This is a genomic window from Undibacterium sp. Xuan67W, from assembly GCF_049340165.1.
GTDB lineage: Bacteria > Pseudomonadota > Gammaproteobacteria > Burkholderiales > Burkholderiaceae_D > Undibacterium.
On record NZ_JBMPPN010000015.1, the window covers coordinates 78,585 to 104,306 of the forward strand.

Sequence of the window (25,722 nt, forward strand, 5' to 3'; positions counted from 1 at the left end):
AAAAATGGATCTGATCCAAAAATTAGAGGCAGAAGAAATTGCACGCCTCGGCAAAAATATCCCTGTATTCGCTCCTGGCGATACAGTAGTTGTTAACGTCAACGTAGTTGAAGGCACTCGTAAGCGTGCACAGGCTTACGAAGGTGTTGTCATCTCCCGTCGTAACCGTGGTTTGAATTCAAACTTCATCGTTCGTAAAATTTCATCTGGTGAAGGCGTTGAGCGTACATTCCAATTGTATTCTCCGCTGATCGCTTCGATCGAAGTTAAACGTCGCGGTGATGTACGTCGCGCTAAGTTGTACTATTTGCGTGAACGTTCAGGCAAATCTGCTCGTATTAAAGAGAAATTGCCAACACGTAAGACAGCAGCTGCGAAAGCAGAGTAATATTGTTTGTCATGCGTTGAAAGAAAGGGATGCCTCGGCGTCCCTTTTTTGCATTTTGAAATGAAATAAATATTAGCTCATCGCTAAAAGCCCCGAGTAGTTTAATTAAGGAAGTCGGTGTGAAATTGAAGTTCAATCCAGAGGAATTGCCTGTGCACTCTGTTGCAGGAGAGGATGCCGTACCAGAATCCCATTTATCCTCAGCATGGCTAAAACAGCGTTTTGCACAGCCGGGAGTTTGGACTCCGGAAACAACTGATGAGCATTTGCTCTCGACGATTCGCAGCTTTAAACCTGCTTCAGTATTGATGCCCCTTGTGTTGCGCGACACGGGCTTAACTCTGTTGCTGACCCACCGGGCGGCCCATTTGAATGATCACGCGGGGCAAATAAGTTTTCCCGGTGGCAGGTTTGAGGATAGCGATCGGTCAGCGATCGAGACTGCCTTGCGCGAGACTGAGGAAGAAATTGGCCTGCACCGCAGGCACGTAAATGTTCTTGGCGTGTTGCCCGATTATAAGACTGGTACTGGTTATCAGGTCACGCCGGTTGTGTCGTTAGTGCAGCCTCCGTTTGGTTTAAAAACAGATCCGTTTGAGGTTGCCTCATTATTCGAAGTGCCCTTGTCTTTTTTAATGGATGGACGGCATCATCAGCGCCGCATAATTGACCTGCCTGACGGAAAAGGTCAGAGAACTTTCTATGCGATGCCCTACGGTGAGCACTTCATCTGGGGGGCAACGGCAGGCATGTTACGCAACTTATTTCATTTTTTGCGGGCATAAGGCTATAAGCGCTTAGACGCACAATAATGCTGGGCTTCATAAACCAGCTAAATCAGTTTACACTTGCCGCAATAACAAATCCATTTCAAGCTGGAAACGATTTAAACTAACTCACCATGACATTCATTTCCATACTTTGTGCGCTCCTGATCGAACAATTGAAACCTTTGCGGGTCGACAATCCGATTTATTTACAGGTACAAAATCTGGCCGAAAAGATCGAGTCGTGGTGTAACGCAGGTAAGGCCAAACACGGCCGCATGGGATGGTGGATACTTGTTATCGCACTGACTTTGCCTACGGCATTGATCTATTGGCTGTGTTTGCGTATAAATCCATTTGCAGCGCTTGTATGGAATGTTCTGATCGTTTATTTGACTCTCGGTTTCCGGCGCTATAGTCATTACTTCACCTCTATCCAGCTTGCACTGAGCTCTGGTGACGAAGATGCCGCTAAAGCACATCTCGCCGAATGGACGCATCTCGATACGTCCGGCATGGATATCTCTGAAATTTCCAGGCTCGCGGTTGAGCGCTCGCTGATTGCAACCCACCGCAATGTATTCGGTGTATTTTTCTGGTTTCTGATGCCGGTTGGGCCAGCTTGTGCCGTAATGTACCGCGTTGCCGAGTACTTGGCACGAGCCTGGAATGAGCCAGAACACATGAAGAACGAAGAGTTTGGGCAATATGCAACGAAAATTTTTTACTGGATAGACTGGATCCCGGCGCATCTTACGGCGATTGCATTTGCTGTCGTAGGTAATTTTGAGGACGCAGTGTACTCATGGCGTAATTATGCTGACCGCTGGTCAGATGAACTGGTAGGAATCATTCTGTCGGCAGGTGGTGGCGCCTTGGGAGTACGTCTTGGCGAACCTGAAGCAAAAGCGATGGTATTGAGCGCTGATGCCAGTGCTGTGGATGTTGATAGCCTGGATATCGAAAGCCAGCCTGGTGCAGAAGCCTCACCGAGATCATTGCAAAGTGCCGTTGGACTGGTCTGGCGGGCATTATTATTGTGGATGCTGCTGTTGTTATTGCTCTCCTTTGCGGTTTGGTTATAAATTTGCCGTGCGCCCCTTTTCTCACAGGTAAGATGTATCTAATTTACTCATAGCAGAATTGCAAAAAAGACTGAAGGAAACCAATTGAAACTAAAACAAAGCGCCCCATCCGGGGCATTTATCGGTGCGTCCTGGCTTGCCTTGTTTATCGGTGCCCTTACTTATTCAATTGGTCTGTGGAATGCGACCATGCAGCTGAATGAAAAAGGTTATTACTTCACGCTCATTTTATATGGACTGTTCTCTGCGATTTCTTTACAAAAATCCGTGCGTGACAAACAGGAAGGTATTCCAGTGACAGGGCTGTACTTTGGATTGTGCTGGTTATCGGTTGGTGCCGCCTTGCTCTTACTTGCCGTAGGTTTGTGGAATGCAACGATTGTCCTGAGCGAAAAAGGTTTTTACGCGATGTCTTACGTACTGAGTTTGTTTGCGGCCGTAGCGGTGCAAAAAAATGTCCGGGATGCAGCGCTGTTCAAAACTGAAATGAGTGCTTCGGACCTTACCTCTGAGGATGCCTGACGCGAGAGTTTGCATCTGTGTCAAGGCGATAAAAAAGGCTTGCGTATTCCGGCAAGCCTTTTTCTTATTGAACAGTTCGACCCGTAGTTTGTTACTGTTTTACTATGTCGTTCCGCCAGTAAGCTTTACTAAGTTCGTAAATACACTATAGTTAGTGAGTAACATTTCTTCGCGTGCATCAAAACGGGTTTATCTGCGATCAGTTTTTGAATCAAGTCTTCTATAAGATATAATACTCAGGTTATTTGAAAGCTTGGCGCAAGGTTTACCGACCTACAATGGATGCCAGGTTGTCTTCTTAGGTTCAGAGCAAGCCGATCACATGGCCGATTCCATCAAAAACACTTCATCACCGATACGCGAATTTTTCATCCAGGGAGTTACCAGTGATGGAAAACAGTTTCGTCCCAGCGATTGGGCTGAGCGCCTGTGCGGTGCCATGTCATGTTTCAGTCCAGATGGCGGGCGACATTCGCACCTTCAATACTCTCGTTATGTGCGGCCAATCCTTTTGAATGGTGTGCGTTCTGTGGTGGTGAATGAAGCTATCCGCGATATCGAGCCACTTGCCTATCATTTTGTGGTGAACTTTGCCAAAGATAATGATTTGCAGATCATTGATGCATGCTTATTGCCAGATGAGCCGGGCACCAGTAAGTAAGTCCGCCAATCTGCATGCATTTGCCTTTTACTAGAACGTATATTTGCTCTGGTTTACATTTTTTCTTGTCACTACATTCTACTGTTATGTGACGGTGTCATCGCATCATTTTGCTGAGATGCAACTAACCTCCTGACCTTCTCATTTCCCTTTTGATCAAGTGCATTGCAAGTACATGAATTTTTCCTTGCTTGTAAATTTTAATGCGATACGGTCGCTATTCTTTTTACTTGGTTTCACCAAAATATTTTTTGCATAAAAAGTAATATATTTTTTAACTTTATTTGCTTGATATTGGTAAATGTTATTTTTTTGTAATTAATAGTTACAATCTATTTATTATGTATAAAAGTATAACTAGATAAAATACACATGTTTCTTTCAGGTGAATACTGACAACTTTTTGCTCGTATTGATTAACGCCTGCAAGGATTCCATAAAGTTGTTTTTGATAGGGGAAATATGCTGAATCGCGTAATAAAAACATTAAAAGTTGCCGTTGCGGCTACTTTGTTATTGAGTGCAGGATTTGCTGGTGCAACTCCACCCGAAAATGGATGGTGGTGGAACCCGGCCGAAGGTGGACGCGGTTTTGCGATTGAAGTACAAAACGGTTCCATGTTTATGGCGGGTTTTATGTACGACAACGCTGGTGCACCAGTCTGGTATGTCTCTGGTCCCGCGCCTATGACCTCTGATGTTTTGTATCAGGGGAAATGGATATCGTATAGCAGTGGACAGACTTTAAACGGTCAATACAAGAGTGCAGTAGTAACAAATGATGCGGTTGGTTCGGTAGTGATTAACTTTACCAGCACGACTACAGCAACCTTGCAATTGCCAAATGGCACAGTAATGCCGCTGGTGCGCTTTGGTTTTACGCCACAACAGCCGGGCACTGTCTCTGCGACATGCACTTCGGCGAACATCAATCTGGATAAATACAATCGTATTACCGTTGGTATGACGATGGCGCAAGTTAATCAGACCTTGGGTTGCACTTATCTACCCGGCTCAACCAAGCGAACTGCGACATACGCACTTAATACTTGGATGGCGTATGACAATGGCGTCAGAGGTATTTTGATTTACTTTGATACGACGAATTCTGTCGTGACTGCACAACCGGGAAACCTGTTTAAATACGCTTCTGGGTTTTAATTTCAAAGCTGTAAGATTGTTGTCGCTCTGTTAAGTACTACATTGCCATAGCTGGTGTCGACATACTGTTCCTGCTGTTCCTGCTGTTCGGTATGTCGGCATTTTTTTATGCTTTTGCTTTATTAAAGCACTTTATGCCTAGACGCGTCTAAGGCCAGAATCAATCAATTATTTCCAGACACAGACTGAATGAGTTGCTCGCGTAACCAGCGATTAGCTGGATCACGCTCGACATTTTGATGCCAGTAAAGGTAGACATCCCAAGATGGCATACTGACTGGAAACGGCAAAATCTGATTGTCAAACTGTTGATTCGCAATCCGTGCATAGCCTTCCGGCATAGTGAGCAACAGATCTGTCTGACTGGCGACACGACAAGCCGCAAAATAGTGCTGGCAGCGCAGCCGTATGCGCCTTTGCAAGCCGAGGCGACTCAATTCAAAATCTTCTAATCCCATACCTTTCCGTCTTGAACTGGCGAGCACATGCTCTGCTTGCAAATAAGTATCCAGATCTAACTTGCCTTTTTTAATTGCTGGATGATCTTTGCGTGCGATGACGACGGTGGTGTCTTGCACTATTTTTTGACGACGGATTTCATTCGGTAAGGGTAATAACATATCAATCGCCAGATCAATGCTCCCTGCGGCAAGTTCGCTGACGAGTTCGCGGCGCTCGACCTGAATCGCCGCAAGGCTGACCTGTGGCGCTTGCTCAGTGATGTTCTTAAGTAAAGGCGGTAGTACCGTTGATTCCAGTACGTCGCGCAAAGCAAAGTTGAATTGTTTGTTCGCCAGCATCGCATCGAACTTGCCTGCATCCGCCAGAGTAACTTCCAGGCCGCGTAACGCTTGTCTTACGGGTTCTATGATGCTGCGTGCCAATGGTGTAGAAACCATGGCATGCCCTTGGCGTGTGAATAGGGGGTCTTCAAAGATGACGCGCAGCCTGTTCAGTGCGTGACTGATCGCTGGTTGCGTCAGGAATAGCTTCTGGCTTGCGCGGGTCACGCTGCCCTCGGTATAGATAGCCTCAAATACCGTGAACAGATTCAGATCGACTTTTGATATATGCATCAGATTAATTTAACTTGATAATAACTATTTATTTGATCAATTATATCCTGAGCCTTACACTCGACTCATTCTGAATTCGCACCGCAAACTGAAGGGTCGTCGCAATGGCACAAATTTATCTGGTTCGACATGGGCAGGCGTCCTTCGGCAATCAAAATTATGATCAGCTATCTGAGTTAGGCAAGGAACAGGCGCAGCATCTGGGGCGCTGGTGGGCAGCACGCGACCTTACAGTGTCGCGGGTAGTCACAGGTAAACTGCACCGCCATATACAGACTGCGCGTGCGGCGATTGCTTGCTTGCATGGCATAGCCGAAGACAGGCTCAATGTTGCGGACTGGGAGTGTGACCCCGACTTTAACGAGTACAACCATCATGAAGTATTGGCCAAACATGTGCCCGCCTTCGATGATCCGGCTGAGGTAAAGCGGTTCCTGCTTACGACACCAAATGGCAAGCAGGCGTTTCAAGATATTTTTGCACAGGCGATTACGCGCTGGATGTCAGGGCAGTTTGATCACGAATATTCAGAAACCTGGACGTCTTTTCGTCAGCGTTGTATTACTGCACTAGAGCGTCAGATTCACCATCCTGACACCGCAAAAAACATCGTGATATTTACCTCGGGTGGCACGATCTCTGCCATTTGTCAGCATGTGCTGGGTTTTCCCGACGCGAAGTTTTCTGAGCTGAATTGGTCGCTGGTGAACAGCGCTGTGACCCGTCTTCACCTACAGCCGCCATCGGAGGGTAAGCCCGCCAGGCTGGCGCTTGCTTACCTGAATAATTTTTCTCATCTTGAACAATTAAATCTCCCCAAACACATTACCTACGTATAGGAGCTGGCGCATGGCAAATTCGACTGATGTGGTTGATCTCTTTGATCTGAGCGGCAAAGTTGCGCTCGTCACCGGTGCCAGTCGCGGTATTGGTGAAGAAGTGGCAAAAACGTTGGCAGCGCATGGTGCCGCCGTGATCGTGTCCAGCCGCAAGGCAGAGGCCTGTGAGATGGTTGTCGCCGCCATCAAAGCTGCTGGTGGCAAGGCGGAAGCACGTGCCTGCCACATCGGTGAGATGGCGCAGATCGACGCCTTGTTTGCCGATATCGAGGCTGCGCACGGACGGCTCGATATTCTGGTCAACAACGCCGCAACTAACCCTCACTTTGGACATATCGCTGAGACCGATGCCGGTGCCTTTCAAAAAACGGTGGATGTGAATATTCGTGGCTACTTCTTCATGTCATCCTCCGGCGTCAAATTGATGGCAAAAAATGGTGGTGGCAGCATCGTCAACGTTGCTTCTGTCAACGGCGTGATTCCGGGGGCAATGCAAGGTATCTATTCCATCACCAAGGCCGCAGTCATCGCCATGACTAAATCGTTTGCGCTGGAATGTGCTCCCATGGGCGTCCGTGTCAATGCCTTATTACCTGGTGCAACCGATACTAAATTTGCCTCTGCTTTATTTCACAATCCGGTGATTCTGGAAAAAGCCTTAAGCCGTATTCCGATGAAACGGATTGCCGAACCCAGCGAGATGGCGGGCACTGTCCTGTATCTCGCGTCGCAGGCCGCAAGCTATACCACTGGCGCCTGTATTAACGTTGATGGTGGTTACCTGATCAGCTGATTAGCTCATTAACTCATTTCTGTAAAACAAACGACGCTCCCATTTTTTAGCAAGGACACAGCATGGATTTCCAATACAGCCCAAAAGTAAAAGCGCTGCAGGCGCGTCTAATCGCCTTCATGGATGAACATATTTATCCAAATGAAGTCACCTTCTATGGTGAGATCGAAGCGAACCGTAAAGCCGGCAATCCTTGGATTCCGACGAAGATTGTCGAGCAACTGAAAGCCAAGGCGCGTGCAGCCGATTTGTGGAACTTGTTCTTGCCAGAATCCAGCCACGGCGCGGGTCTCACTAATCTTGAGTATGCGCCATTGTGCGAAATCATGGGTCGTTCTCTGTGGTCTGCTGAAGTCTTTAACTGTGCTGCACCGGATACCGGCAACATGGAAGTCTTTGCCCGCTACGGCACACCGGAGCATCAGGAAACATGGCTGAAACCTTTACTGAATGGCGAGATTCGCTCTTGCTTCGCGATGACCGAGCCTGCGGTGGCCTCATCAGATGCCACGAATATCGAAGCATCGATTGTGCGTGATGGTGACGAGTATGTCATCAATGGGCGCAAGTGGTGGTCGTCCGGCGCCAATGATCCACGCTGTAAAGTTTTTATCTTCATGGGTAAGAGCGATCCGGATAATGCCGATCGTCATAAGCAGCAATCGATGATCATCGTACCGCGTGACACCAAGGGTGTAACGATTTTGCGCGCCTTGCCCGTCTTTGGCTATGACGATGCGCCGCATGGTCACGGCGAGGTCGTTTTTGACAATGTACGTGTGCCGGTATCGAATATTTTGTTGGGTGAAGGGCGTGGTTTTGAAATCGCCCAAGGTCGTCTTGGTCCCGGCCGTATTCATCACTGCATGCGTCTGATCGGCTTGGCAGAGCGCGCGCTGGAAGATATGTGTAAACGCTCGTTGCAGCGTGTTGCTTTCGGTAAGCCGGTAGCAGAGCAGGGGGTCACGCTGGAGCGTATCGCCAATAGCCGCATCCTGATTGATCAGGCCCGCTTGCTGGTTCTGAATGCTGCGCAGATGATGGACACCGTGGGTAACAAAGCTGCCGCGAAAGAAATCGCGATGATCAAAGTTGCTGCACCGAATATGGCCTGTACCGTCATCGACTGGGCGATCCAGGCGCATGGCGGCGGCGGGGTCTCGAATGATTTCGGAGTTGCTTATGCCTATGCGCAAGCGCGTACCTTGCGTCTGGCGGATGGCCCTGACGAGGTTCATCGTAACCAGATCGGCAAAATGGAATTGAAAAAATATAAGATCAGCGCCCACTAATCAGCAACGCTGTTCTTCGCCCCGGTAACCTTCAATTCGACGTTGAAGGCTGCTGGGCATTTTCGCATCATAGGACTATAAATTAATTCAACGGGAACGCAGCAATGACAGACATGACATTTAAAGAAAAATCCGTGTTGGTCACGGGAGCGGCCAGCGGTATTGGTCGCGCCGCGGCACTGGCATTTGCCAAAGCCGATGCCCGCCTGACGATTGCGGATATTGATGTGGCTGGTGCTGAAGAGACGCAGGCGATGATCGCGCAATCAGGTGGTACGGTACGTTTTGTCAAAACGGATATCGCGAACGCCGCCGAAGTAGAGGCACTGATCACCGGGATTGTCGATACTTACGGACGGCTTGACTGCGCATTCAATAATGCCGGGATCGAGATTGAACATTTACCACTCGCTGGTTCGGACGAGGCGACCTTTGACAAAATCATGAATGTGAACGTCAAAGGTGTATGGTTATGCATGAAGTATGAGATTGCCCAGATGCTGAAACAAGGCGGTGGCAATATCGTCAATACTGCCTCAGTCGCAGGTCTGGTCGGCGCACCCTTGCAGCCTATTTATGCTGCAAGCAAACATGCGGTAGTTGGCCTCACCAAAACTGCGGCGGCGGAATACGGTCGAGCCGGTATTCGCGTCAACTCCGTTTGTCCCGGTGTGATCCGTACGCCGATGCTGACACATGCGCTTGAGCGCGAACCTCGCCGCGAAAAAACCATCAAGAGTATTCATCCGATTGGCCGCATTGGCGAAGCCGAAGAAATCGCCAATGCAGCGCTGTGGCTGTGTTCTGATTTATCATCATTTGTGACGGGACATCAGCTGGCGGTGGATGGAGGGTTGACGGCAATCTGACCTTGGTCTTTGCACCAGTAAATATGGATTTAAAAGGGAGTATGCTTAAAAATAGGGCATATACCTCAAGTTTTAATTAGGCACTTAAAAAATACAGGTGGGAGTATAGTAATTCGCTACCCATAATATATTTCATTTCCAACCGAGTGAGAGAGACAATATGAGTGATTTTCCCTGGATACAATCTTACCCCGCTGGTGTACGTTGGGATGCGGAGTTACCCATCATGCCAGTACCGCAATTGCTCGATGAGGCCTTCGCCAAATGGCCGGATCATGTTGCGCTGGAATTCATGGGCAAGAAAACGACGTATCGTGAATTGCATGCCCAGGTCAATCAGGCGACCAAAGGATTTCAGCAGATCGGTGTGAAGCCCGGCGTTCATGTTGGTCTGTTCTTGCCTAACACCCCACACTATGTGATCAGTTTTTTTGCAATCCTCAAAGCGGGTGGTACGGTCGTCAATTACTCGCCTCTCGACGCTGAAAAAGTCCTCGAACATAAGATCGCCGATAGCGAGACCGATATGCTCGTCACGCTAGATATGGTAATGCTGTATCCGCAGATGGCGAAAATGCTTGGTCATACGCGCTTGCAAAAACTCATCATCGGTAACATTGCCGAAATGTCGCCTTACCCAGATGCAGTGCGCGCCAGTCTCGACAAGGCGCAGCAGCTATGCGCCATTCCGGCAGACGCCTTGCACGTGCCTTTCGCGCAGTTATTGGCGAATGACGGACAGTATCAGACAATCGCTGCGACAGATCCCAAAGAGACGGTCGCGGTCTTGCAATACACCGGTGGTACCACGGGTTTGCCAAAAGGTGCGATGCTCACGCATGGCAACCTGACCACTGCGGTCAGTCAGATCATGGAGACCCTGAATGTCGATCCGCCCGTAGTAACAGAGGGGGCAGAGCGCCTGCTTGCTGTGCTGCCGCTATTCCATATCTATGCCCTCACCGTAGACATGCTATTTGGCATACGGCTGGGCGCCGAGATCGTTTTGCATACGCGTTTTGATGTCGATGCCGTAGTCAAAGATTTGTCATCGAAAAAAATTACCGTATTCCCAGGTGTGCCAACGATGTACACCGCGATCATCCATTATCCCGACATCAAGAGCCATGATCTGAGTTCGCTAAAATTCTGCAACTCCGGCGGTGCACCTTTGCCTGCGGAAGTCCTGCAACAATTTCAGAGCATCACCGGCTGTACTTTGCTTGAAGGCTGGGGAATGACTGAGACCTCGCCGACCGGTACCTTTACATCGATCATGAGCCCGCGCAAGCCTGGATCGTGCGGATTACCGACTCCGGGTATTACGTTTAAATTTGCTAGCGTTGATGACGCACGCAAATATGTCCCCATAGGTGAGCGTGGAGAAATTTGCGTCGCCGGAGCGAATATCATGAAAGGATATTGGAAGAAGCCGGAGGCCACTGCCGAGTCATTTACGGCGGACGGATTTTTCCGTACTGGTGATGTCGGCTACATGGACGCTGAAGGTTTTGTGTACATCGTCGATCGTACGAAAGATATGATCTTGTGCGGCGGTTACAACGTCTATCCACGCAATATCGAAGAGGCGGTATATGAACATCCGTCGGTAGCCGAAGTCAGCGTGATCGGCATTCCTGATGAGTATCGCGGCCAGTCACCGAAAGCTTTTATCAAGCTCAAAGCCGGCGCTGCGGGCTTTACACTGGAAGAATTAAAAGAGTTCTTGAAAGACAAACTGGGCAAGCATGAGATGTTGCAGGCAATGGAGATCCGTGCGGATTTGCCAAAGACACCAGTCGGTAAATTATCTAAAAAAGAGTTATATGAAGAAGAGGCAAGAAAGTCCCGTGCTTAATCATTGCAATTCGAGCTTATTCGAATAAATTCAGTAACTCAGTAACTCAGTTTTAACAAAATTTGAGGCGTAAAAAAAGCACCGGCATTCACGGTGCTTTTTTGTTTTTTTGCAAAACGATTATGTGAAATCGGTCGCAGCGACAAAGGCCGCAACCATTGCCTCTAAGCCCGCCTGATCTTCTTCATTGAACCGATTCAGGCTCGGGCTATCGATATCAAACACACCATACAGCTCGCCATTTTTTATCACAGGGATCACGATCTCTGCATTTGACGCCGAGTCGCACGCGATATGACCAGGGAACGCATGCACGTCCGGCACCAGGATAGTCCGGCGTTGCGATGCCGATGCGCCGCAGACACCTTTACTGAATGGAATACGGGCGCAGGCAACTTTACCCTGAAACGGACCAACTAATAATTCTTGCTGCGTATCGCCGGAACTACTTTTCGCCGGTTTAACCAGATAAAAACCGGCCCAGTTAAGATCGGCAATCGTGTCATACACCAGCGCAGAAAATTGCGCGGCATTCGCCGTAAGATCGGTTTCTCCTTCAAGGATACTGCTGACCTGACGGGCGAGCAGAGCGTAATCGGGTTGTGTGCTGGCGGCAGGAGGTGTGAACATAGTAGGACTGAAAAATAATGACTAGGGCTGAGCATTATATCGCTGTGCTGACGTGAGTGCTGGGCCCGAGTTCTAGCTTGCGTAACGGCGTATGGTAATTATTGGGTGCAACTAATCTCACAAAATTGCCAATTGGTTTTGCTATTATTTTTTTCCTGGTGTTTGGAAATACAGAGGCTCAGAATTTTAAAAAACTCAAACTGTCAGCATTGAAAATAAAAAGGCTGAAAATAAAAAGACAGAAAATAAAAAAGCGAGCTATCAGGCTCGCTTTTTCAGATCATCTGAGAATCGACGATTCAGGGAACGCCGCACAGACAATGCGTCATCACTGCGTAACCTTTGCCTTCTTTGTTCAGATCTGCCAGCCAGCTCAATTCTTTAGCAATTTGCGTTGCCGCCGCAGGCGGCACACCCGTCGGTACTAAGGCGAGCTTAAACTGATCATTCAAGACTTGGGTAACAGAGGCGCCGAACATAGTGAAGAGGCGATCAAATTTTGAGGGTTCCCGTTCGATGTAAGAAACGCGGAAATCTTTGCCGAGTTTGGCGCGTGTTGCCGCAGATTTAATCGCGTCACCATAACTGCCCACCGTGTCGATCAAGCCGCGTTCTTTGGCTTGTTGACCCGTCCAGACGCGGCCTTGTGCCACAGCATCGATTTTTTCTGGTGTGGTCTTGCGTGCTTTGGCAGCCTTGCTTGTGAAGTCATCGTAAATATGATTGATACTTGCCTGAATGACTTCACCGAATTTTGGATTCAAAGGACGCATCGGGTTAAAACCATCGCCCAGCCAGGTCGTCGTTGTACCACCGGTATGCACACCAATTTTATCCAGAGCTTTTTCAGCCGTCGGCAAAATGGCAAACACACCGATTGATCCTGTCACTGTCGTGGCATCGGCAATCACTTCATCTGCCGACATCGAGATCCAGTAACCTCCAGAGGCGGCGACATTGCCCATAGAGACGACCACGGGTTTGCCTGCATTGCGAGTCAGTTCAAGTTCTCGACGGATGAGTTCTGAACCGAAGGCGCTGCCGCCCGGTGAATCGACGCGTAAGACAATTGCTTTGATCTGGTCGTCTTCGCGCGCTTTGCGAATCAGATTTGCTGTTGACAGTCCGCCGATTGATCCGGCTGGCGCAGTGCCCTCGCTGATCTCGCCGGATGCAATCACAACACCAACGGCATCACCGAGAAATTTAGGTACCTGACGAGCCAGATAATCGTCAAAGCCGACCTGCTTGAAGCTCTTGTTCTGATCGTCTTTGACACCTTTGCCTATCATCAGCTGACGCAACTCGTCGCGTGTTTTTAGACCGTCGACTAGTTTGGTATTGACAGCCATTTTGGCGATGTCTCCGCCTGTGACTTTGAGTAGTTCTGGTAATTGGTCGATGCCTTGCATGATGCTGCCAGCAGGCAGCTTGCGCGCTTTTTCTACATCACCGGTATATGTTGCCCACATCGCGTTGTACAAGAAACTCTCGGCTTCGGTCGCGGCGGCAGATGGTTCGTTAGCAATATACGGTTCGGCAAAACTCTTATAGGTACCGACCTTCAGCAGATTGACGGTAATACCGATTTTATCGAGCGCATCACGATAGTAATTGCGATAGCGGCCAAAGCCGTTCAGCATGATGTTGCCCATAGGGTGCAAATAAACTTCGGTGGCATGTGAGGCCAGATAGTATTGGCGCTGATCGTAACTTGAGCCCCAGGCGACGACCGTTTTGCCGTTGGCTTTGAAGCGGTCAATCGCGGCGGCGACTTCACGCAGCATCGGCAAGCCTGCACCTTGCATCTCATCAAGCAGCAAGACTGCGCTGGTGATCTTGGGATCTTTGCCTGCTGCATCAAGTACGGTCAGGATGTCACGCAGTTGCGTTGTCTTTTTAGCGTTACCTTGCGCTTCAGCCAGGACGTTGTCGCGGAGACTGCCGGCATTCTGTTCAACTAGTGCGCCTTTCAGATCTAGCAGCAAAGCCGTTTTATCGTCAATTTTTTTCGCAGACCCACCGAATATGCCTACCGCCAGTGCAATCAGGAGCGCCAGTAAAATGAAATTGAGGATCAGCCGGCGGCCAAAATCCAGCGTCCTCCAGACAAAAACGATACTGTTCTTGATCCAGCGAAAGGGTGAGAAAGACATGGGCACTCCTGGTTGTAGATTTTAAACACGCTGCTGAAAGACGACAGCGTTCAATGAAATAGTGACGTATCTATGGCGATCCGAACAACTACGCGTAACGACTACAATAAACAAAAATACAGAAAACGAGCATCTCAAACGACTAGTTCAAAAAAGTAATGAATGTCTCAGTTTGTCAGGATTTATTGAGGCAAGACAGTAATCCTGATGAGGTATTCATCTTACTGCTTAGTCAGGCCAGATCGTTTGCAGCAATTGAGCCAGATGAGCGCCTGCTTTGGTCAGCGACTCTTCTTTGACTTGCGCCATCGTTCTTTCATACGCCAGAGGCAATGCGATTGACCAGTTATTGCCCTTGACGTTGGGCGTGCGTTCACTGAACTGAGCGCCGGCAAAAACGATACGCGCATTGCGAATGGCGTCATCGGCCCACAGGACTGCCCATTGCTCAGTAGGGGCTGTTTCTTTTGCGATCGTCTTGGCTTTCTTCGTCAAGAAGTCGTTCATTCTGCCGCGCTTGAAGTTCTGCGGCAGGTCATCCCATAAGGAATGCAGATTGCCGCAAGGGCATTGCAGGGCATTACCACCTATCGTATTCGTGGTTTTGTCCAGTCCCTTATCATCCGGGTTGATGATTTTGCCGTCGGCATCCAGAAAAATCGATCCTACATGCAGAGGCTGATGGATATCTCCAACGTAGTGAGTCAGCAGCATCAGGGCTTCGCGCTCATCCTTGATATTGAACGGGGCTGGTGCTTTTTGCCCGCGCAAGACAGCGATGGTTGCTTGAATAGCGTTCACGATGTCGTGATCATTGGTGCCGGCAAAACCGGTTTTGTAATGATCATGCTGCAGGCTGATATCGGTATAGTGATATTGCTTGTGGCAGGTCTCTTCATCCGCGCCAGGATTGCAGGCATTGTTATTTCGGCGTACAAAATCGGCGAAGGCTTGAATATCTTCAGGATTTTCAAATGGCTGACATTCAGCGAAGCGGCCAGTCACAGTATAGGCAAAATCTTTTTCGGGACTGATCCCTTTGGCACAATCCGCCCAGACCGAGATTTGCTCCAGTGTGCGCGTGCCTAAAAGATTTTTGACTTTGCTACCTGCCTTGGTGTCAGCGAGCATATTGTCAGCGATAGCCCCAACGGTCTGATGGCCGTCTGCTCCCCACGCGAAGGCGAGTTGCGGAAGCAGGGCGATACTGGCTAACACGCCAGCAATAAATTTTTTTGTCATGCGAAATCCAGTGAAATTCAGAGGCGCTAATCTCAGCGCTGAAATAAATTAACCAAGAGAAAGATTAAACCATCTTTTTACTCAGACCGCTATGTCTGCCGGATTGTTCCACGGAGTTTTATGCCGTGGGTTCACGTTTTGATATAACCATTATCTGAATTCTTTAGGAGGCCACATGGTTTCCTCATTAATTCCAATTCTCGGATCGGTTAGGTGTTTGGCGAATTCCAAAAAGAATTCATGATTTTTTTGTGAGAATTGAGTCTCGATTTCTTCTAAAGACGCAATACAGGGAATGACCTGACCGTAATAGTCAGTAGCCGGCCCAATTTGTCGAAAATTAAAATGGTGATACTGAAGAAGTCGCATCAGACTTGGCTCCATCGCTGCAAGCCAGTATTTGATACCGCGCTGCTTGGAATAAGTGAACATCACACGAAACAGTTCCATCAGTAAATCTGAAATACCAAAATCGGTGAAATCACTGCGAATAGCGCCAATTGCGACGGATGTCGTTGGCTTCGCAGGCCGTATCATGGCTCTCTTTTTTTTACTAATGATCAGGCGAGAAATTTCGGCAAATTCTAATGAGGTCGTTCCCTTGGGAAGTTGGGCAACTTTGCAGTGATCAAAAATTGGAAAATGCATGTTAGTGGAGCGAACAAGGCGCAATGATCCAACGATGTTATCGCCCTCGGTAAAGGCACCTAAATGAATCGCTGATTCATCATATTCGTCACTTTCTATTTCTTTTGGATAGTCCTTAGCGTCCAGGAACATCTTTTCGAGACAATAGACCTGGTAACGCAATCCAAATATTTTCTGCAGTTCTTCCTGCTTTTTTACTCTTTTTACATAAAACATCAGCAGCCTTGTTTAGACGGGGCTAAAAAGTATTGATTTCGAGCATCTCGCTTTTTAAACCTGAGACGATGCAGATCTAGTCTCGCCTGTAATTGTATTTCCGTTCGATGATTGCAATGACGTCGTGTCAGTTAATTTTTGCCGCATTGCATTTAAAAAGCTTTTTTTAGTTTAATCAATTTGGTTGCACATCAAGTTTTAGATTGTTTAACAATTGTTGAGCCAATGCGTAACGTTCATTCACATTGTTAAATCATAAATAACTCTAAAATTAACACATGACATCAACGTTCATTTCTATTTTTCTTGAAAAGATGTGGCCTTATGCCGACAGCGTTCTTTCTAAGGAAACAATCGACGCTTTGTCGATAAAGTTTCTTTAGTCCTTGAACACACATGTTGAATCAACTTGGTTTTCAAGATATGCCAATAGTAGTACGCATTTCTGAAAATTTGTTATGACATTTATAAGAATAGTGTATGCGATCCCACGGAAGTTTTAAAATTTATGTAGATGGACAGATTTTGGTCTCAGAAGTGACCGGACCCTGGAATACAGAGCTCGTAACGCAATGGGTAGAGGCAATGATGCCGACGATCGAGGAGCTATCGGCAAAAGGCTCATGGGGAACCATTGCTATCGTCAAAAATTCTCTGCTTTGCCCAAAAGAAGCCTTGGAGTTGCTTACTGATAGAGCTCGTATTGCCGTTGATAAACGCCAATTTGTCGGCAGTGTCTATGTCGCGTCACCCGAGGTGGAGGGGCGAAATTTCATTGAACCCATTTACGAAAAATTTTACCAAGGTATTTGCCCAATCAAATTTTTCGATGACTACGATGTGGCTCGTAACTGGATTCAGCAGCAATGCATTAACTATCCGAAATCTCATGCATGACCATTTCACGATTCTTTCCTAGAAACGCGCTAGTGCCTAGTAGCAGCTAATTCGACACAAACCTCAAACACCGTTAAACTAGTCAGCTTTGCTTAATTTGGTCATTACCGTGTCTGACATTACTCCTTCCAACGAATCTGAAGCAATTCAGTCCGACGCTCATATCAGTGTTGTCTCCAGCGATTTGATCCAGCGTGAAGTCGCACGTCGACGTACTTTCGGTATTATTTCCCATCCGGATGCGGGTAAGACAACACTGACTGAAAAGTTGCTGATGTTTTCCGGCGCGATCCAGTTGGCGGGTACGGTAAAGGCACGTAAGAGCGGTCGTCACGCTACTTCTGACTGGATGGAGATCGAAAAGCAGCGCGGTATTTCCGTTGCGTCCTCGGTCATGCAGTTCGAGTACCGCGATCATGTGGTGAACTTGCTGGATACGCCTGGTCACCAAGATTTCTCCGAAGATACCTATCGTGTGCTGACCGCTGTTGATTCTGCGCTGATGGTGATCGATGCCGCCAAGGGCGTGGAAGAGCAGACACTGAAACTGCTGAACGTCTGCCGCATGCGCAATACGCCGATTATTACCTTCGTCAACAAGATGGATCGTGAAACACGTGATCCACTGGAGTTGCTCGATGAACTGGAATCGGTACTGAAGATCCAGTGCGCGCCTGTTACCTGGCCTATCGGTATGGGCAAGACTTTCCGCGGTGTTTACCATATTTTGCGCGACGAAATCTTGTTGTTCACTCCCGGTAGTGAACGTGCGGATCAAGAGTTCGAAGTCATCAAAGGTATCGATAATCCGCGTCTGGCAGAAATGTTTCCGCTGGAAATCGAACAACTGAAGATGGAGGTCGAGCTGGTACATGGCGCGTCCCATCCGTTCAGTCTTGCTGATTTCTTAGCCGGTGTGCAGACACCGGTATTTTTCGGTTCGGCAATCAATAACTTTGGTGTGCGTGAAATTCTGAATGCTCTGCTCGACTGGGCACCGGCACCGCGTGAGCGCGATGCTAGTGTGCGTTCTGTCGTGCCAACTGAAGTGCCGTTCTCCGGTTTTATTTTTAAGATTCAGGCGAACATGGATCCGGCTCACCGGGATCGCATTGCTTTCCTGCGGGTTTGCTCAGGTCGTTTTGAGCGCGGGATGAAACTTAAACACTTGCGTCTGAACCGCGATATCAAAGTATCGTCTGTGGTGACTTTTATGGCATCCTCACGTGAGCAAGTGGAAGAAGCATATGCCGGCGATATTATTGGTTTGCCGAATCATGGCAATATGCAGATCGGCGATAGTTTCTCTGAAGGTGAGCTGTTGCAATTCACCGGTATTCCTTACTTCGCACCGGATTTTTTCCGCACGGCGCGTATTCTGAATCCACTCAAAATAAAGCAATTGCAAAAAGGTTTGCAGCAGCTAGGTGAAGAGGGCGCAGTACAGGTTTTCAAGCCTGTAGTCAGCAGCGATCTGGTTCTTGGCGCAGTTGGTGTCTTACAGTTCGAAGTGGTCGCCAGTCGTTTGAAAAACGAATATGGTGTCGATGCCGTATTTGAAGGAACTAGCATCAGCAGTGCGCGCTGGATTACCTGTGATGATAAAAAAATGCTGGCAGATTTTGAACGCTCTAGTGCTGGTGGCAATATTGCTTTTGATGCAGCCGGAAACATGGCTTATCTTGCGACTTCGGGCGTGAATTTAAAACTCACTCAGGAGCGCTGGCCAGGTGTTGTGTTCCATGCGACGCGTGAGCATGCTGCTAAATTAGATTGATCCTTGTCTGTAGTAAAGAATAAAAGCGCCTCATCACTGATCGTGATGAGGCGCTTTGTTTATCTGTATTTATGCGGATTTGAATCGTGGTGCAATCGATAGCACCACCAGTGCCAGAGCCAAGGGCAATGTCGAAATAAAACCCAGATATTTAAACCCAGCCGCACCCAATAATCCCCCGCAAAAAAACGCGCTAATCAGCATGAGATGCAATCTCAGTTTGTAGCGGTTAGCAGCAACTTCCCCGTGACTTGGATTGACTTTGTCCCTGTTCCAGTAAATCATTTTGCCTAGCTCTATTCCCACATCGGTTACTAATCCCGTGACATGTGTCGTTCTGATTTCTGCATTGGATATTTTGGTAATCAGTGCATTTTGCAATCCCATTACATAGCATAGCAATACCGCTGTGAAGGACACGGTGATGACTTCGTGCTGGCGCAAACTTGTGCCAACCAAACCAAATACGATTAGCAGACTCGCTTCCAGCAACAACACGGGGGTGTAAATATACTGTGGTGTATTACGCTTGGCATAATTCACCATGAGTGCGGTACTAGCAGATCCGAGAACAAAGGCGCACAGCATCAACGTCGCGGCAAAGGCGGGAATCAGTCTGCCAAGGATCAAGTCATCGGCTGCGGATGAGACAATGCCAGTCATGTGCGAGGTATATTGACCGACTGCCAGAAAACCGCCTGCATTCAATGCGCCTGCGATACTCGCTAACGTGACGCCCAAGTGCAGATTCGCTTGAGCTGTGCGCTTAGGTGAGGTAAGTTGAGCGAGATACTGAATTGGCATGGCAGGCTTTAACAGACTTTATGCTGGGCAAAAACTCAGTGTAGCGCGCTGACAGAAAATCTTGCAAGCTGCTACCCTCAATTAATCTAGAAAAACGACCATCCAGATACAAAGGACATGTAATGACTAGCATCCGTAAATTAATCCATGGACAGACTCGTGACATCGGCTTTCCTATCCGGCGCCTCTTGCCGGATGCAGAGGTGCGCCGTATCGGCCCCTTTGTGTTTTTTGATCATATGGGGCCTGCATTGTTTGAGGCCGGAACGCATGTTGGTGATGTATGGCCACATCCGCATATTGGTCTGGCAACGGTTACCTATTTGTTTTCTGGTGCGATGATGCATAGAGATAGTCTGGGAAGCGTGCAGCGCATTGTTCCCGGTGATATCAACTGGATGACAGCAGGGCGTGGAATTGTTCATTCTGAGCGTATGCCGGAAGACATCCGTGAACAGCAAATAGCAATTCAGGGCTTGCAAATGTGGGTAGCTTTGCCCGCCAGTGATGAGGATATTGCGCCAGTTTTTCATCACTATCCCGCGAAGGTTTTGCCAATGGTAGATCAAGATGGCGTGCGTTTGCATGTGCTGGCGGGACAGGCTTACGGACAGATCTCTCCAGTCGCTTGCCATAGTCCTACCTTGTATGTGGCAGGCTGGATTTCCGAAGGCCGCAGCTTGCTTATCTCAAGTGAGACCGCGAATTATCCCGAGCGCGGCGTGTACATCGTTGAGGGCAGTGTCCTTCTGGATGGCGAGCCTATTCCTGCTGGTACGCTGATTGTGCTGGAGCAAGGTCAGAATGCGACACTCCTGGCAACTGCTGATACGACATTGATGTTATTGGGCGGCGCGGCGCTGGAATCGCCACCAGCTTTATGGTGGAATTTTGTCGCCAGTAGTAAGGAAAAAATTGATGCCGCAAAAATTGCATGGACGAATCAGGACGCCACTATTTTTCCGCCAGTACCCGGTGAGTCCGAGTGGATTCCGCTGCCGGAGCGTTAATTTTATATCGAGCGGCCAGCAAGTACCCCGCGCCGATTGGCGGGTAGATGCATTGCAGGATCGACGCTGCCATCAAATACATAATGCTGAAAAAGCGCTCCCCAGGCCTCGCGTTGATCGGGTGGCAGATGCTTGAAATTGTTCAGGCAGTGAAGCAAGCATTCGAAGGGTGTGCTCGCTTGCGCGGGAGCGACTACATTGCTCCACCAGTAATTGACCAGTACATTAAAGGCATTTAGTGACTCCACATGATGCCACCACAAGGGCGGAATGAAAATCGCATCGCCGGGTTGCAGTTCAGCGAACTGTGCTTGTGTTAGTGCATCTTTAAATTTGGGATGGAGAACAAAATCGGGCTGCGTAAATGACACCATGCTGATTGGTGAATTGGTCGGCGCGAAGTCGAGCGGACCGATATATAGATTGGCGACCTGACTAGGCGGAAACAGTGTGAAACGACGTTTGCCGCTAACTACACAAGCGATATTGTAGGATGTGTCGATATGTGCGGGTGTGGTAATTGCATTGCCCAGCCAGAGTCGTGGCAAAATCTGTGTATCCACAAAGGGCAGTACATGCTCATCGATAAAGCGCGGCATACATTCGGTAATCATCGCGCTTTGTATTGCGACAGAAGGCGCTGTGGCAAATTGTGCGTAACGCAGTACCTGATCGACGACGGAAGATACGCTGACCTGATTGCGTAAAAAGTTAAAACCATCCAGATTTTCGTTATAAAAAATCCTTCCCCTGACTTCTGGTGGAGTCAGAATTGCTTCCACAGGTTTGCCCGTGTCGAGCTTTTTTAAATAGGTGCTAATCGCTGCGACCGATGTTTTGGCATGCCGGACGGCGGGCCAAGCATCGACAAACCCTCGCAATACTGCTGGTTGTCCGCCCGGAATAATCTCGTTCAGAAGTGTCGTTTTGCTGACGTCGCGCCATTCACGTATGGTGGCTAATTCTGTTGTCATGGTTGTATATGTCGTTACTGATCGCCGCCACTGATCAGTGGTGGGCGAAATTGTGATTACTGGCGATAGGCTTCGTTCAGGGATCTTTGCATTTGGTATTTATTGTACCCAAAAGTCCAATTTTTAATAAGACATTAATACCAATTTACGAATGAAAATACATGTGACTATTACGGGCTTACTATTTGCATTTTTGACGAAACAAATAGCAATTTTCTTGCTGGCTACATGATCAAGGCCTGTTTTTCTATCTGTCTGGTACTTAAAACATCGCTCGGCACCAGATTGTCAGGCAATCCCTGATTGTATTGGTTGCACAGATATTAAAAATTTCATCACAAAAACATTCTTCTCATAAGACTAGGTGAGATTTTTCTGCTGTTGTAAAAACTAATCAGTCCACTTCTCTAAAAAAATTAAATTATTTAAATAAAAATAGTTTAAAAACATATGCTTATATGTTTTTCTTAATGACTATTTTTAATACCAATAATGGTTTCGATAATACCACGTAGATACCGCTTGACAGCCACTTTTGAGGTATCTACAGTGAGTTCAATGCAAAAATCTTGAGGTGAAAATTTCGGAAAATGTCGTGCCACTAGAATCTGGTATCGGTACGACGAGGTTTCGCAATTGGTTCTGCTGGTTTTGCTAAGGTTGGTGTAGGAAGCCTGATCTTAATCGCATAAAAAGCAGAAATAGTTCAAAGAGCAGGCATTTATAGAGCGCATTAAAAAATATGTTTTCAATTGTGGCATTTAAGTGGTTTTGCAATTCAAGCTTAGTGGTAAGTTGTATCGAAACGCTCATCTGCATGGAAAAAAAAAAGCTCTGGCAGTGGAGCATCAAGTAGTTTTGATTGATCAATCTTGGGGGAGTAAATGAAAAGTAATTCGACACCTAAACTGACGCCGATTGCCTCTGGCGTTGCTGTGCTGGTAATGACAGCCGCGATGTCGGCACACGCGCAACAGGTTGAACCTAAAGCGCAAGAAGTTGTTGTGACTGGTATCCGTGCCGCGGCACAACAATCTTTAAATCAAAAACGTAATGCGGAATCACATCTGGAAGTGATCACTGCAGAAGATATTGGCAAGATGCCGGACAAGAACGTTGCTGATTCTCTGCAACGCGTTCCTGGCGTAACGACCAGCTCCGCAAGTGGTAATGAAGGTGGTTTCGATGAAAACGATCGCGTCAGTATGCGTGGTACTAACCCAAGTCTGACACAGACATTGATCAACGGCCACAATATGGCTGCAGGCGACTGGTTTGTATTGAATCAAAGTGGTCCTGGTGTTGGTCGTAGCATCAGTTATACACTGCTGCCATCCGAACTGGTCAGCCGTATTGAAGTTCATAAGAGCTCTGAAGCCAGTCTGGTAGAAGGCGGCGTTGCCGGTTCTATCGACATCATCACGCGTAAGCCGCTAGAGTTCAAAAAGCAATTCACCGCAGAAGTCACTTTGGGCGCAGTGTATGCCGATCTGCCTAAAAAGACAGATCCACAAGTCAGTGCCTTGCTGAACTGGAAAAATGAAACAAACACTTTCGGTGTCATGGTTCAGGCGTTCTCGGAAAAGCGCAGCCTGCGTCGCGATGGTCAGGAATTACTGGGTTACGAGCAGATTGGTGCGAATAGCAAAGTCGGAAAATCGAATCCCGACTTAGCCGGTGCTTATTATCCGGTGTTGGTTGGTTCCGCGTTGTTTGAACAAACACGTAAGCGTCAAGGTGGTCTGATCGATTTTCAATTCAAGCCTAGCAATGATTTTTCGATTGATTTTAATGCTTTCAGCTCGACCTTGGATGCCGCAAACTACAATCGCAACTACATGATGTGGGGCACTCACTTCATCAATAAAGGCGATGGTCAGGCACCGGATGCCGGTTATGTTGTCACGACAACTAACGGCGTGAAGACTTTGACTAAAGCTAATTTTACAGGTGTCGCTGGTACGCAATATGGTATCTACGATCAGATTTCTCGTCCTGATGCTGGTTCTGAAACCAATTTCTACAACGTTGATGCAAATTGGAAAGTCAATAGTTCGTTGAAGTTGAATGCGCAGTTAGGCACTTCAAGTGGCGTCGGCAAAACGACCACACAAGACGTCGCTGAATGGGATACAGGTAAGGGCACTGGCGCATCATGGGCGTTGAACGGTATCGGCAGTGCCGCTAGCTGGGGTCTGGGTTCTGCGAATAATGCAAGTAACGCTAACACCAGTCTTGACTGGATTTTCGGTGATCAGCAAATTAACGTTAAAGACAAAGAAACGTGGGCAAAGCTTGATGGTGAGTATGCGATTAATCAAGGTGTGTTCACTACATTGAAATTTGGTGTGCGCGGTACTGAGCATAAGCGTAATAATGACTTCGTTAACAATCAACGTCCTGAGCTGAGTGGCGCAGTATGGAGTGCGTTACCTTCTGGTGGTACAGTAACTTATCCAGGTAATTTCGGTAGCGGCCTAGGGGGCAACTTCCCGACTAATGTCTGGTCTTACACGGCGGACCAACTGGCAGCTTATGCCTCTAAATATGCATTGCGTCCAACTGATGGATCACGCGAAAACTGGGCTTCTGAGTTTGCGCTGAAAGAAAATACCACAGCAGCGTATATTCAAAGCAATCTGGAAGGCCAAGGTTGGAGCGGAAACGTCGGCTTGCGTTTTGTACAGACCAAAGAAAGCGTTTTGTTACCTTTCTCTGCTGACGCAAAAGCACCTGGCGTCATCACAACTTCATTGTTTGGTCCATTCGTGCGTCAACAGTTTGATAATACTTACAATGATGTTCTGCCTAGCGGTAATTTACGCTTTGACGTACAAAAAGATGTAGTCGCTCGCTTTGCAGTTTCTAAAACGATGACACGTCCTGACTTCGGTGCTCTAGCGAGCTCTATCAGTCTGAGTCCCCCTGCCGTAGTCGGCGGCGTTGGTAGCGGTAGTGGTGCTAACCCAGATCTGAAGCCAATTCGTTCGAACAACTTTGACGCGTCTTTGGAATGGTATTTCGCGCCACGTTCGCTGGTTTCTGCTGGTTTGTTCTACATGGATCTGACTAGCTATGTAGGTATTGGTCAAGTTTCCAAGAGCTATATGACTTACAGTGCTCAGGTGCCACAGGGTGCGATGGTTCCTTACATCTTATCTGTGCCGATCAACACCAGCGCTAAAGTCAAAGGTATTGAGCTGGCCTATGAACAGCCTTTGGGTAATCATTTCGGCTTCTCGTCTAACTACACCTATGCCGATGCAAAAGATGCAGATAACAAAGAGGTCGTTGGTGCATCTAAGAATACATTTAACTTGAGCGGTTACTATGAAGACGACAAGTTCAATGCGCGCGTATCTTACAGCTATCGTTCCAGTTTCTTCAGTGGTCTTGATCGTGAAACAGCATTCTCCCAGGCAGCAACGGGCGCAGTGTCCGCCTCTTTTGGCTATAAAATCAATGACAACTTCAGCATTTCTCTGGATGCGCAGAATCTAAATAATCCAACTTTGAAATACTATGCACTGAACGAAGACCAGCCGCGTTCGATTTATCAAAGTGGTCGTCAGTTCTATCTGACATTGCGCGCGAAGATGTAATAGATATTTAGGGCGTGCTGAGCCTTAGCACGCCTGCGATATTTTTCTCTGGCACGAAGTGATGGAGCGTTGCTCCATCACTTTCTTCTTTGTCAGAATCGTCTCACCAATAAAAAATTCTGACTGCAACCAGTTTGACCGGTTGTGTGGATTTCCATACTCGTGTGATTTGTAACTAGTTCCCGCAGATGTGTTCCTGTCACATTTTGTATTGACAAGTGATTGCCTGGATTGCCTGGATCATATGATCAATTGCTTCCTTCATTGATAAGACGTAAGTGCATTTTTTTGAGTTAACTGAATAAGCGTAAGAGACGCAGGAGTTGTTGTATGGATTTTTCAAATCGCCAGCAAGAGCCGGGCAAGAAGTTGCTAGGGATAGGGCTGGTCGTTGCATTTCACGTCGTACTCGTGTACGCCCTGATCAACGGATTAGGGGTCAAAGTAGTCGAGTT

General features: G+C 47.8%; 22 protein-coding genes. 15 read left to right on the forward strand and 7 right to left on the reverse strand.

Annotated features, from left to right (window positions below; all coding sequences use genetic code 11):
• Nucleotides 1–4 precede the first annotated feature (4 nt).
• The 6 genes from rplS to ACO0LE_RS14110 all read left to right on the forward strand — a co-directional run bounded on the left by rplS (nucleotide 5) and on the right by ACO0LE_RS14110 (nucleotide 4,584).
• Entirely contained in the window at nucleotides 5–388 is a 384-nt protein-coding gene (gene rplS / locus ACO0LE_RS14085) for a 50S ribosomal protein L19 (protein ID WP_422957791.1), read from the forward strand.
• A 119-nt stretch (nucleotides 389–507) separates the two neighbouring features.
• Nucleotides 508–1,173: a CoA pyrophosphatase gene (locus tag ACO0LE_RS14090; protein ID WP_422960985.1), complete on the forward strand. Its 666-nt coding sequence runs from the start codon at nucleotides 508–510 to the stop codon at nucleotides 1,171–1,173.
• A gap of 116 nt (nucleotides 1,174–1,289) precedes the next feature.
• Complete coding sequence (locus tag ACO0LE_RS14095; protein ID WP_422960986.1) at nucleotides 1,290–2,240, forward strand: CobD/CbiB family protein; 951 nt, start codon at nucleotides 1,290–1,292, stop codon at nucleotides 2,238–2,240.
• 84 nt (nucleotides 2,241–2,324) lie between these two features.
• On the forward strand, nucleotides 2,325–2,762 hold the full coding sequence (gene yiaA / locus ACO0LE_RS14100) for an inner membrane protein YiaA (protein ID WP_422960987.1): 438 nt from the start codon (nucleotides 2,325–2,327) through the stop codon (nucleotides 2,760–2,762).
• 322 nt (nucleotides 2,763–3,084) lie between these two features.
• Nucleotides 3,085–3,423 (forward strand): DUF3579 domain-containing protein, encoded by a 339-nt coding sequence (locus ACO0LE_RS14105; protein ID WP_422961006.1) that lies wholly within the window; start codon nucleotides 3,085–3,087, stop codon nucleotides 3,421–3,423.
• Nucleotides 3,424–3,885: 462 nt separating this feature from the next.
• The gene (locus tag ACO0LE_RS14110; protein WP_422960988.1) at nucleotides 3,886–4,584 is read left to right on the forward strand and encodes a hypothetical protein; all 699 of its coding nucleotides are present in this window, start codon (nucleotides 3,886–3,888) and stop codon (nucleotides 4,582–4,584) included.
• 164 nt (nucleotides 4,585–4,748) lie between these two features.
• Here the strand turns inward: ACO0LE_RS14110 and ACO0LE_RS14115 are convergent, their stop codons facing one another.
• Entirely contained in the window at nucleotides 4,749–5,660 is a 912-nt protein-coding gene (locus ACO0LE_RS14115) for a LysR family transcriptional regulator (RefSeq protein WP_422960989.1), read from the reverse strand.
• Between the two features lie 104 nt (nucleotides 5,661–5,764).
• Here ACO0LE_RS14115 and ACO0LE_RS14120 point away from each other — a divergent pair, with 104 nt between their 5' ends.
• From ACO0LE_RS14120 to ACO0LE_RS14140, 5 genes are all read left to right on the forward strand, one after another.
• Nucleotides 5,765–6,499 (forward strand): histidine phosphatase family protein, encoded by a 735-nt coding sequence (locus ACO0LE_RS14120; RefSeq protein WP_422960990.1) that lies wholly within the window; start codon nucleotides 5,765–5,767, stop codon nucleotides 6,497–6,499.
• Between the two features lie 10 nt (nucleotides 6,500–6,509).
• The gene (locus ACO0LE_RS14125; RefSeq protein WP_422960991.1) at nucleotides 6,510–7,292 is read left to right on the forward strand and encodes an SDR family oxidoreductase; all 783 of its coding nucleotides are present in this window, start codon (nucleotides 6,510–6,512) and stop codon (nucleotides 7,290–7,292) included.
• A gap of 62 nt (nucleotides 7,293–7,354) precedes the next feature.
• Nucleotides 7,355–8,584 (forward strand): acyl-CoA dehydrogenase, encoded by a 1,230-nt coding sequence (locus ACO0LE_RS14130; protein ID WP_422960992.1) that lies wholly within the window; start codon nucleotides 7,355–7,357, stop codon nucleotides 8,582–8,584.
• Between the two features lie 104 nt (nucleotides 8,585–8,688).
• Nucleotides 8,689–9,453, forward strand: a complete 765-nt coding sequence (locus ACO0LE_RS14135; protein WP_422960993.1) for an SDR family oxidoreductase — start codon at nucleotides 8,689–8,691, stop codon at nucleotides 9,451–9,453.
• Between the two features lie 160 nt (nucleotides 9,454–9,613).
• On the forward strand, nucleotides 9,614–11,311 hold the full coding sequence (locus tag ACO0LE_RS14140) for a long-chain-fatty-acid--CoA ligase (RefSeq protein WP_422960994.1): 1,698 nt from the start codon (nucleotides 9,614–9,616) through the stop codon (nucleotides 11,309–11,311).
• 120 nt (nucleotides 11,312–11,431) lie between these two features.
• Here the strand turns inward: ACO0LE_RS14140 and ACO0LE_RS14145 are convergent, their stop codons facing one another.
• The 4 genes from ACO0LE_RS14145 to ACO0LE_RS14160 form a co-directional block, all read right to left on the reverse strand.
• The gene (locus tag ACO0LE_RS14145) at nucleotides 11,432–11,941 is read right to left on the reverse strand and encodes a GAF domain-containing protein (protein ID WP_422960995.1); all 510 of its coding nucleotides are present in this window, start codon (nucleotides 11,939–11,941) and stop codon (nucleotides 11,432–11,434) included.
• A 299-nt stretch (nucleotides 11,942–12,240) separates the two neighbouring features.
• The gene (gene sppA, locus ACO0LE_RS14150; protein WP_422960996.1) at nucleotides 12,241–14,097 is read right to left on the reverse strand and encodes a signal peptide peptidase SppA; all 1,857 of its coding nucleotides are present in this window, start codon (nucleotides 14,095–14,097) and stop codon (nucleotides 12,241–12,243) included.
• Nucleotides 14,098–14,325: 228 nt separating this feature from the next.
• Nucleotides 14,326–15,339 carry a S1/P1 nuclease gene (locus ACO0LE_RS14155; RefSeq protein WP_422960997.1) on the reverse strand — a complete coding sequence of 338 codons (1,014 nt, stop codon included), beginning with the start codon at nucleotides 15,337–15,339 and terminating at the stop codon, nucleotides 14,326–14,328.
• A 150-nt stretch (nucleotides 15,340–15,489) separates the two neighbouring features.
• Nucleotides 15,490–16,203, reverse strand: coding sequence for a PEP-CTERM/exosortase system-associated acyltransferase (locus ACO0LE_RS14160; RefSeq protein WP_422960998.1), 714 nt, complete (start codon nucleotides 16,201–16,203; stop codon nucleotides 15,490–15,492).
• A 480-nt stretch (nucleotides 16,204–16,683) separates the two neighbouring features.
• Here ACO0LE_RS14160 and ACO0LE_RS14165 point away from each other — a divergent pair, with 480 nt between their 5' ends.
• Both ACO0LE_RS14165 and ACO0LE_RS14170 read left to right on the forward strand, forming a co-directional pair.
• Complete coding sequence (locus ACO0LE_RS14165; RefSeq protein WP_422960999.1) at nucleotides 16,684–17,100, forward strand: hypothetical protein; 417 nt, start codon at nucleotides 16,684–16,686, stop codon at nucleotides 17,098–17,100.
• Nucleotides 17,101–17,245: 145 nt separating this feature from the next.
• On the forward strand, nucleotides 17,246–18,877 hold the full coding sequence (locus ACO0LE_RS14170) for a peptide chain release factor 3 (RefSeq protein WP_422961007.1): 1,632 nt from the start codon (nucleotides 17,246–17,248) through the stop codon (nucleotides 18,875–18,877).
• A gap of 69 nt (nucleotides 18,878–18,946) precedes the next feature.
• Here ACO0LE_RS14170 and ACO0LE_RS14175 read toward each other — a convergent pair whose 3' ends face one another.
• Entirely contained in the window at nucleotides 18,947–19,681 is a 735-nt protein-coding gene (locus ACO0LE_RS14175; RefSeq protein WP_422961000.1) for a YoaK family protein, read from the reverse strand.
• Nucleotides 19,682–19,803: 122 nt separating this feature from the next.
• Between ACO0LE_RS14175 and ACO0LE_RS14180 the strand changes: the two genes are divergently transcribed.
• The gene (locus ACO0LE_RS14180; protein ID WP_422961001.1) at nucleotides 19,804–20,691 is read left to right on the forward strand and encodes a pirin family protein; all 888 of its coding nucleotides are present in this window, start codon (nucleotides 19,804–19,806) and stop codon (nucleotides 20,689–20,691) included.
• A 2-nt stretch (nucleotides 20,692–20,693) separates the two neighbouring features.
• Here the strand turns inward: ACO0LE_RS14180 and ACO0LE_RS14185 are convergent, their stop codons facing one another.
• The gene (locus tag ACO0LE_RS14185) at nucleotides 20,694–21,665 is read right to left on the reverse strand and encodes a cupin-like domain-containing protein (protein ID WP_422961002.1); all 972 of its coding nucleotides are present in this window, start codon (nucleotides 21,663–21,665) and stop codon (nucleotides 20,694–20,696) included.
• Between the two features lie 884 nt (nucleotides 21,666–22,549).
• Between ACO0LE_RS14185 and ACO0LE_RS14190 the strand changes: the two genes are divergently transcribed.
• On the forward strand, nucleotides 22,550–25,267 hold the full coding sequence (locus ACO0LE_RS14190; protein WP_422961003.1) for a TonB-dependent receptor: 2,718 nt from the start codon (nucleotides 22,550–22,552) through the stop codon (nucleotides 25,265–25,267).
• Nucleotides 25,268–25,722: the final 455 nt, after the last annotated feature.